Origin of the sequence: Pseudomonas caricapapayae, from assembly GCF_001400735.1 — a bacterium.
Classification (GTDB): domain Bacteria; phylum Pseudomonadota; class Gammaproteobacteria; order Pseudomonadales; family Pseudomonadaceae; genus Aquipseudomonas; species Aquipseudomonas caricapapayae.
Genome location: NZ_LJPW01000172.1, coordinates 96,309 through 105,031, shown reverse-complemented (window position 1 = coordinate 105,031; position 8,723 = coordinate 96,309). Strand labels below are relative to the sequence as shown.

The window sequence follows — 8,723 nt, the reverse complement described above, 5'->3', positions numbered from 1 at the left end:
ATGGCAGCACGCAGACTTCAGGCAGCGATAGCTCGCTCACGGCGGGTTATGGCAGTACTCAGACTGCCCGGCAGGGCAGCGTGCTTACATCAGGTTACGGCAGTACGCAAACGGCCGGGGCTGCCAGTAATCTCACGGCAGGTTATGGAAGTACCGGCACGGCGGGTCATGAGAGCTTCATCATCGCGGGTTATGGCAGCACACAGACAGCGGGGCATAAAAGCATCCTGACTGCTGGGTATGGGAGCACTCAGACGGCCAGGGACGGTAGTGACCTGATTGCGGGCTACGGCAGTACCGGAACAGCAGGTTCAAGCAGTTCGCTGATCGCAGGTTACGGCAGCACCCAGACTGCGAGTTATAAAAGTGTGCTGACCGCCGGTTATGGCAGTACACAGACTGCCAGAGAATACAGTGATCTTGTCGCAGGTTACGGCAGCACTTCAACGGCAGGCTCGAACAGTTCACTGATAGCCGGATATGGAAGCACCCAGACCGCAAGCTTCAAAAGCACACTGACCGCCGGTTATGGAAGTACCCAGACGGCACAGGAGCACAGTGACCTGGTTACAGGTTACGGAAGTACCTCCACCGCGGGTTATGCCAGTTCGCTTATCGCGGGTTATGGCAGTACGCAGACGGCAGGTTACGAAAGCACATTGACCGCCGGTTACGGCAGTACGCAAACCGCCCAGGACAGCAGTTCGCTCACCACCGGCTATGGCAGTACCTCTACCGCAGGCTATGCAAGTTCCCTGATCGCGGGTTACGGCAGTACGCAGACGGCAGGTTACGAAAGCACATTGACCGCCGGTTACGGCAGTACGCAAACCGCGCAGGAGCGCAGTGACCTCGTAACAGGTTACGGAAGTACGTCCACCGCTGGTTATGCAAGTTCCCTGATCGCGGGTTATGGCAGTACGCAAACGGCAGGTTACGAGAGCACGTTGACCGCCGGTTACGGCAGTACGCAAACCGCGCAGGAAAAAAGCTCGCTCACCACCGGCTATGGAAGTACCTCCACCGCGGGCTACGAAAGTTCGCTTATCGCGGGTTATGGGAGTACGCAGACGGCGGGCTATAACAGTACGCTCACAGCGGGCTACGGCAGCACGCAGACGGCAGAGCATGGAAGTTCACTGACCGCGGGTTACGGCAGTACGGCAACGGCCGGGCAGGACAGCTCATTGATCGCTGGTTATGGCAGTTCCCTGACCAGCGGGATCAGAAGTTTTCTGACGGCAGGTTATGGCAGTACGCTGATCGCTGGACTTCGCAGTGTTTTGATTGCGGGGTATGGCAGCAGTCTTACATCGGGCATCCGCAGCACATTGACGGCAGGCTACGGCAGTAATCAGATTGCAAGTTATGGCAGTTCGTTGATTGCAGGCCATGAAAGTATTCAGGTGGCCGGGCATAAAAGCATGTTGATCGCCGGTAAGGGCAGTTCGCAGACTGCCGGTTTTCGCAGCACACTTATCGCGGGTGCGGACAGCGTACAACTGGCCGGTGATCGCAGCAGATTGATTGCCGGTGCGGACAGTCATCAGACGGCAGGTGACCGCAGTAAACTACTGGCTGGTAATAACAGTTATCTGACTGCGGGTGACAGAAGCAAACTGACCGGTGGGCACGATTGCACGTTAATGGCGGGTGACCAAAGCAGATTGACCGCCGGCAAGAACAGTGTTCTGACGGCGGGTGCTCGCAGCAGACTTATTGGCAGTGAAGGTTCAACGCTTTCGGCGGGCGAAGACTCTACCCTCGTGTTCAGACGTTGGGATGGTAAGCGCTATCGGCAGCTGGTTGCCAAAACCGGAGAAAACGGTGTGGAAGCCGATCTCCCGTATTACATGAATGAAGATGACGATATTGTCCATAAAACCGACGAGGACGATACCTGAGTCACGTCGCTGGAGAAGACGAATAATCGACGACTGAAACATCGACAGGGTACGTCGGTGGCGCGGGACATGAAGTCCCTTTATAACGAATACGTGATGCCCTTTGCAATAATGCCGAGCAAAAAGCAGATAACGTCTGCCTTCTTTTTTAGGTCATTGGCAAAATTGTAGTGTATTCGACGCGCATTTTACCGCGCATGAGCACCCACATGCGGGGGCTGTTGGCCGCGCCCCGCAATGTCGATGATTGCCTCAGTGGCTATGGGCTCCGTTATGGCAGCTCGTGGCTGGCATAGAACGCGCTCAATACTTTGACCAGGTGCGCCAGATCGTGGCTGCCGGCCAGTTCGCGAATCGAGTGCATGGCAAATGTCGGCAAGCCGATGTCTACCGTGCGGATACCCAGATGGCTGGCGGTAATCGGTCCGATGGTCGAGCCGCACGCCATGTCACTGCGTACCACGAAGCTCTGCACCGGAACTTCTTCAGCCATGCACAGATGGCGGAAGAAACCGGCGGTTTCACTGTTGGTGGCGTAACGCTGATTGCTGTTTACCTTGATCACCGGCCCAGCATTGAGCTTTGGACCATGATTGGCGTCGTGCTTGTCAGCATAGTTGGGGTGTATGCCGTGGGCGTTATCGGCCGATATCAGCAGCGACTTCTGAATGGTTCGTACGTAGTCTTCGCTGCTCGGCAGAAGGCGCTGGACGATCTGCTCCAGCATTGCACCGTCTGCGCCACAGGTCGACGACGAGCCGACTTCCTCATGATCAGTGCATACCAGCAGAGCGGTTTCGTCACTCTCGGTAGAGAGCAGCGCCTGCATTCCGGCGAAACACGAGAGCAGGTTATCCAGACGTGCGCCTGCCAGGAAGTCACCATTGAGGCCGACAACTGCGGCGCTCTGGGTGTCGTAGAAACTCAACTCGTAATCGAGCACCACGTCCGCGTTTAGCCCGTGCTCGCGAGCCAGTTGATCAGTCAGCAGCGCACGGAAGTCTGCACGTTCGTCACCAGCCACTTGCGCGAGGATCGGTGGCAGTTCGTTTTGCGCATTGATCGCCCAGCCTTCATTGGCGGTGCGGTTCAAGTGAATGGCCAGATTGGGAATCACGGCAATCGGCAGTTTGAAATCGATCAACTGGCTTTCGACCTTGCCGTCGCGGCGGAAGGTAACGCGACCAGCCAACGACAGATCACGGTCAAACCACGGTGCCAGAAGCGCACCGCCGTATACTTCTACACCCAGTTGCCAAAAGCCCTGGCGTTGCAGTTCCGGTTGTGGCTTGACCCGCAGGCAAGGGCTGTCGGTGTGTGCGCCGACCATGCGAATACCGCCTGTGAGTGGCGACTGCCGGCCCATGCGGAAGGCGACGATAGAAGAGTCATTACGGGTGACGAAGTAACGACCTCCGGTTTCTATTGCCCAGGTATCACGTTCATCCAGCCGTTGAAAGCCAGCGGCTTCGAAGTGTTGCACGAGGGTGGCGGTGGCGTGAAACGGGGTGGGAGAAGCCTTCAGGAAGTCGATAAGGCCTTTGTTCAACTCTGCGCGCATAAATAGCTCCAGACAGCAATGGTGCGAGTTTACCGTATTGGATGATTTGCTGCCTTCGGTTGCGCTCATTGCCGGTACACAACCCCGGCTATCGTGCCGACGCGCTGCGTCAGACGGCGGTTCTGCGATATCGGGGGCAGTGGGTTCGGCCGTCACGAACGGCATTACCACGCGGAGCATCGGCACGATAGTCAGCGTGTCATTCAGATCAGAACGGTGCAGCACACTCGAAGGTCAGTCGCTCACCGGTGCCTGGATGCGTGAAGCTCAGCATGCTTGCATGCAGACACAGACGGGGGGAAGCCGCTAGCGCCTCGGGATGCGCGTACAGGCCATCACCTAACAGTGGATGTCCGATTGACAGCATGTGTACGCGCAACTGATGCGAGCGGCCAGTGATCGGCGTGAGCTCGACCCGGCAGTATGTGTCGTGGCGCTCGACAACTTTCCAGAACGTCAGCGCGTGCTTGCCTGCCTCATGATCCACCACATGCCGAGGCTTGGTGGGCGGGTCGTAGCGCAACGGCAGATCGATGCTGCCGCTGTCCAGCGAAGGCTGGCCCCAGCACAGCGCGGTGTAGGCTTTTTCGGTTTCGCGATCATGAAACTGACGCGACAGCTCACGATGCGTGTCGGCATCGCGGGCCAGCAGGATGATACCCGACGTTTCCCAGTCCAGACGATGGACGATACGGGCTTCGGGATAACCGTTTTCCTGCAGGCGGGTAATCAGGCAATCCTTGTTGTCATCGGCACGGCCGGGGACGGAAAGCAACAGGGTAGGCTTATCGATCACCAGAACGGCTGCGTCCTGATGAATGATGCGGATGTTCGACAACGGCATGCAACGGCCTCGAAACGCTAGAAACGCCAACGGCGGTAAGGGCGCAGCTTCCTGAGAAGTACGCCGATACCGCCGCAAGCGACTGCCTGATCAGCGATCGGGCAGGGTGATATTGAGTTCCAGAATCGAACAGCTGCCCTGGCTTTCCAGCGCAACCTGCACTTGATCAGACTCGATATTGACGTATTTACGGATCACTTCCACCAGTTCTTTCTGCAGGGCAGGAAGGTAGTCCGGGGTACTGCGCTGGCCGCGTTCGTGCGCAACGATGATCTGTAGACGCTCTTTCGCTACCGAGGCCGTGCTTTCTTTTTTGCGGTCACGAAAGAAGTCAAAAATATTCATTAATTACCCCCGAACAGACGTTCAAAGAATCCTTTCTTCTGCACATCCAGGAAGCGATGTTCCCGGTCTTTGCCCAGCAGGCGGTCCACGGCATCGCTGTAGGCCTGACCCGCGTCGCTCTGGTCATCGAGAATGACCGGCACGCCCTGGTTGGAGGCTTTCAGCACCGCCTGGGATTCGGGAATCACGCCGAGCAGGGTGACAGCAAGGATTTCCTTGACGTCTTCCACACCGAGCATTTCGCCCTTGCTGACGCGCTCAGGGTTGTAGCGAGTCAGCAGCAAATGTTCCTTGATCGGATCTTCGCCACGTTCGGCGCGACGCGATTTGCTGGCCAGCAGCCCCAGCATGCGGTCCGAGTCACGCACCGACGATACTTCAGGGTTGGTCACGACGATCGCTTCATCGGCAAAGTACATCGCCAGGTGAGCACCGGTTTCGATACCGGCCGGCGAATCGCAGACGATGTATTCGAACGATTCCTTCAGTTCCATGAGGACTTTTTCGACGCCCTCCTTGGTCAGTGCTTCCTTGTCACGGGTCTGGCTGGCGGCCAGCACGAACAGGCCTTCGATCTTCTTGTCCTTGATCAGCGCCTGTTGCAGGTTGGCTTCGCCATTGACCACGTTGACGAAGTCATACACGACGCGACGCTCACAGCCCATGATAAGGTCGAGATTACGCAGGCCGACGTCGAAATCGACGATGACTGTCTTGTGGCCGCGCAGTGCGAGACCTGTACCGATAGCGGCGCTGGTGGTGGTCTTGCCCACACCACCCTTGCCGGATGTAACAACGAGAATCTTGGCCAAGGTGTATCACCCCTAGAGGAAAAGGACGTTTAGTCCCTGAAGAGCATTTCTTGACGCCACGTTTGTCGAAGCATTCTGGAAATCATGAGATCCGATCCTTGAAAGGTAGCGTTAAGCTATTACTTTCGGCTCATATACCCACTGAAAAAACAGTTCTTGTCAGAACTTCCTGCCGCCTTCACGACAATTCGCGACGAATCAGAGATGCTTTGAAAATTGCGGCAGTATCCGTTAAAGACGAATGATGTTCAACACATCCCCGGACAGGCTTACCTGAACCGGCGAGCCCCACAGCGGGTCCCTGCGCAGATCCTCGGAAACCTTGTATTGCCCGGCAATCGAAATCAGCTCTGCACTCAACTGCTGACAGAAGATTCGCGCTTTCGTGTCGCCCTTTATTCCTGCCAGTGCCCTGCCGCGCATTGGGCCGTACACATGGATGTTTCCATCGGCCAGAAGTTCCGCGCCGGGACTGACAGGCGCGACCACAACGAGATCGCCGCCCTGCGCATAAATCTGCTGACCGCCGCGCACGGGTGCGGTTATTACGCGGGTCGGCTTGATCAGCGGTTCGGGTGGTTTTTCCGGAGTCTTTTTCGGTGCATCGGCTTCAACCGGGTCGATGACACGCTCACGTGCGCCGGACGGCGGCAGAACCGGGAGGTCGACGGCAATGGCCGCAGCGATGTCTTCGATACGGTTGGCGCGGATCGCCAGAGTGCGCAGGCCGTGCTGGCGGCAGATGCGCACCAGCCCGGGCAGATCGACCGGGCCTTCGTTGGGCGCGAGTTTGTCCAGAGCCAGGATCAACGGCGTATTGCTGAAGAAATTGGGGGCCTGTGCCACTTTTGCCGCCAGTTGCCTGTCGAGCGCTTCAAGGTTGGTCCGGGCCAGCTCCATCACAGTGATGGCGAGCATGCTGCCCTTGAGCTGAAATACAGGTTCCGGGTTTTGCGATTCAATCTGGCTCATGGTTGATATACACAACAGCTTGTCGCTAAAAGTGCCGAGACTTATAGCGAGAACGCCCGCGAGCCGCAAGCAGCTAGAACCGTTGTAGAATGCGCGGCCTTTGTTCTGACGGAAGCCCAAATGGATCGCCCGCGCTTTAAATCCAGTTTCCTTCACCCCCGTTTCTGGCTATTGTGGCTGGGGCTGGGGCTCTTGTGGCTGATTGTCCAGTTGCCGTTCCGTGCCTTGCTGGTCATCGGTCGGGCACTCGGCGCGATCATGTATTGCGTGGCCACTGATCGAAAAAAAATCGCAGCGCGCAATCTTGAACTGTGCTTTGGGCACCTGTCCGCAGCCGAACGCAAGCGTTTGCTCAAGGAAAACTTCGCCTCCACCGGGATTGCCTTCTTCGAGATGGCCATGAGCTGGTGGTGGTCCAGAAAACGCCTGGCCAGGCTTGCCCACGTCGAAGGGCTTGAACACTTGCAGAGCGCTCAGCAGAAAGGCGAGGGCGTGATTCTGATGGCGCTGCATTTCACCACGCTGGAGATCGGTGCTGCGCTGCTGGGCCAGCAACACACCATTGATGGCATGTACCGCGAACACAAGAGCCCGCTGTTCGATTTCATCCAGCGTCGCGGACGCGAGCGGCACAACCTCGATTCGCTGGCTGTCGAGCGTGATGACGTGCGCGGCATGCTCAAGTTGCTGCGTGCCGGCCGGGCCATCTGGTATGCGCCGGATCAGGACTATGGCGCTAAACAGAGCGTCTTTGTGCCGCTGTTCGGCATTCAGGCTGCGACGGTGACCGCCACCAGCAAATTTGCTCGCCTGGGCCGTGCTCAGGTGGTGCCGTTCACTCAACAGCGTCTGTCGGACGGCAGCGGTTATCGACTGGTGATTCACCCACCGCTGCAGGACTTTCCCGGCGAAAGCGACGAAGCCGATTGCCTGCGTATCAATCAGTGGGTAGAAAGTGCTATCACTGACTGTCCGGAACAGTATCTTTGGGCCCATCGGCGCTTCAAGAGTCGACCGCCCGGCGAACCGAAGCTGTATGAAAAACGTAGATAAAAAGCGTCGTTGACCATCGAGGGCCAGTCGTAGATGCCAGATACCGCCGTAGTGAACCGTGCTGTAACCGAAGTCGAGCCCGTGACCGGGCTTATTTTGTCAGGTGGCGGTGCGCGTGCTGCGTATCAGGTTGGCGTACTTGCAGGCATTGCCGACTTGTTGCCGCCCGGCTCTCCCAACCCCTTTCCAGTCATTGTCGGTACATCGGCCGGGGCGATCAACGCAGTAAAGCTGGCCAGCGGCGCGCTGCATTTTCGCATTGCCATTCATCAGTTGACCGAGTTCTGGCAGTCGTTCCGCAGCCATCAAGTGTTGCGCAGCGACTGGTCCGGCGTGATTCATCAGGCCAGCCGTTTTTTCGGGCGCAGCCTGATGGGCTTCGGAAGAAACATCCCGGTTGCCTTGCTCAACAGCTCACCCTTGCGTGAGCTGCTCAACGAGCGGCTGGACCTGTCCGGAATCGAAGCCGCTATCGATGCCCATCACTTGCGCGCGGTCGCGGTGACAGCATTCGGTTACGAATCAGGGCAGGCGGTCACGTTTTATCAGGGCCGCGGCACCATTGAACCCTGGCTGCGGCATCGGCGCATTGGTCGGCCGACTCAACTGACGGTGGATCACTTGCTGGCCAGCTCGGCGATTCCCTTGCTGTTCGCACCGGTGATGCTGGATCAGGAATACTTTGGGGACGGTGCTGTGCGGCAATCGGCACCGATCAGTCCGGCGCTGCACCTGGGTGCCAATCGTGTTCTGGTCGTCGGTGTGAGCGGCAATCCGCGCGGGCTCAAAGCCGAAAGGCCGGCACCACGCCCGCCAAGCGGCGTTCAGCCGAGTCTGGCGCAGATCAGCGGCCACATGCTCAACAGTACGTTCATTGATAATCTGGAAAGCGATATCGAGTTGCTCGAACGCCTGAACATCGCCAGTGCGTTGCTGCCCGACGATCAGATCAGGCAGCCGGGTATGGAGCCGGTGGAAGTGCTGGTGATTTCCCCGAGCCGTCCGCTGGATGAAATCGCTGCCCGTCATCGCCGCGAACTTCCCCCTGCATTACGTACGTTTCTGCGCGGCCCCGGCGCGACCAAAAGCAGTGGCGCCAGTGTTCTGAGCTATCTGTTGTTCGAATCGGGTTACTGCAGCGAATTGATCGAGTTGGGTCGACACGATGCCGTTGCCCAGGGCGCAGAATTGAAACGTTTCCTGCGCTTGCCCTGACCCGTCCCCGGCAGGCG

8 protein-coding genes are annotated in these 8,723 nt (G+C 57.9%); 3 read left to right on the top strand and 5 right to left on the bottom strand.

Annotated features, from left to right (window positions below):
• Positions 1–1,904: beta strand repeat-containing protein (locus ALO80_RS26130; protein WP_083493420.1), on the top strand; the 1,904-nt coding region annotated here is incomplete at its 5' end.
• 271 nt (positions 1,905–2,175) lie between these two features.
• On the opposite strand, the gene ALO80_RS26125 is transcribed toward ALO80_RS26130, so the two are convergent.
• The 5 genes from ALO80_RS26125 to minC form a co-directional block, all read right to left on the bottom strand.
• Positions 2,176–3,465 carry a M18 family aminopeptidase gene (locus tag ALO80_RS26125; protein WP_054984609.1) on the bottom strand — a complete coding sequence of 430 codons (1,290 nt, stop codon included), beginning with the start codon at positions 3,463–3,465 and terminating at the stop codon, positions 2,176–2,178.
• A gap of 208 nt (positions 3,466–3,673) precedes the next feature.
• The gene (locus tag ALO80_RS26120) at positions 3,674–4,309 is read right to left on the bottom strand and encodes an RluA family pseudouridine synthase (protein ID WP_054984610.1); all 636 of its coding nucleotides are present in this window, start codon (positions 4,307–4,309) and stop codon (positions 3,674–3,676) included.
• Positions 4,310–4,399: 90 nt separating this feature from the next.
• Positions 4,400–4,654, bottom strand: a complete 255-nt coding sequence (gene minE / locus ALO80_RS26115; protein WP_002552653.1) for a cell division topological specificity factor MinE — start codon at positions 4,652–4,654, stop codon at positions 4,400–4,402.
• Positions 4,654–5,466, bottom strand: coding sequence for a septum site-determining protein MinD (gene minD, locus ALO80_RS26110; protein ID WP_054984611.1), 813 nt, complete (start codon positions 5,464–5,466; stop codon positions 4,654–4,656). Before minD ends, minE begins: the two co-directional genes overlap by 1 nt.
• Before the next feature lie 231 nt (positions 5,467–5,697).
• Positions 5,698–6,438: a septum site-determining protein MinC gene (gene minC / locus ALO80_RS26105; protein WP_055011068.1), complete on the bottom strand. Its 741-nt coding sequence runs from the start codon at positions 6,436–6,438 to the stop codon at positions 5,698–5,700.
• A gap of 120 nt (positions 6,439–6,558) precedes the next feature.
• Between minC and ALO80_RS26100 the strand changes: the two genes are divergently transcribed.
• Together ALO80_RS26100 and ALO80_RS26095 are read left to right on the top strand one after the other, a co-directional pair.
• On the top strand, positions 6,559–7,491 hold the full coding sequence (locus tag ALO80_RS26100; RefSeq protein ID WP_055011067.1) for a lipid A biosynthesis lauroyl acyltransferase: 933 nt from the start codon (positions 6,559–6,561) through the stop codon (positions 7,489–7,491).
• A 33-nt stretch (positions 7,492–7,524) separates the two neighbouring features.
• On the top strand, positions 7,525–8,706 hold the full coding sequence (locus ALO80_RS26095; RefSeq protein ID WP_055011066.1) for a patatin-like phospholipase family protein: 1,182 nt from the start codon (positions 7,525–7,527) through the stop codon (positions 8,704–8,706).
• The last annotated feature ends 17 nt before the right edge of the window (positions 8,707–8,723 follow it).

Coding starts and splice junctions, on each gene's coding strand:
- ALO80_RS26125 (WP_054984609.1), bottom strand. CDS start 3,465: ATGCGCGCAGAGTTGAACAAAGGCCTTATCGACTTCCTGAAGGCTTCT.
- minE (WP_002552653.1), bottom strand. CDS start 4,654: ATGAATATTTTTGACTTCTTTCGTGACCGCAAAAAAGAAAGCACGGCC.
- minC (WP_055011068.1), bottom strand. CDS start 6,438: ATGAGCCAGATTGAATCGCAAAACCCGGAACCTGTATTTCAGCTCAAG.
- ALO80_RS26120 (WP_054984610.1), bottom strand. CDS start 4,309: ATGCCGTTGTCGAACATCCGCATCATTCATCAGGACGCAGCCGTTCTG.
- ALO80_RS26100 (WP_055011067.1), top strand. CDS start 6,559: ATGGATCGCCCGCGCTTTAAATCCAGTTTCCTTCACCCCCGTTTCTGG.
- ALO80_RS26095 (WP_055011066.1), top strand. CDS start 7,525: ATGCCAGATACCGCCGTAGTGAACCGTGCTGTAACCGAAGTCGAGCCC.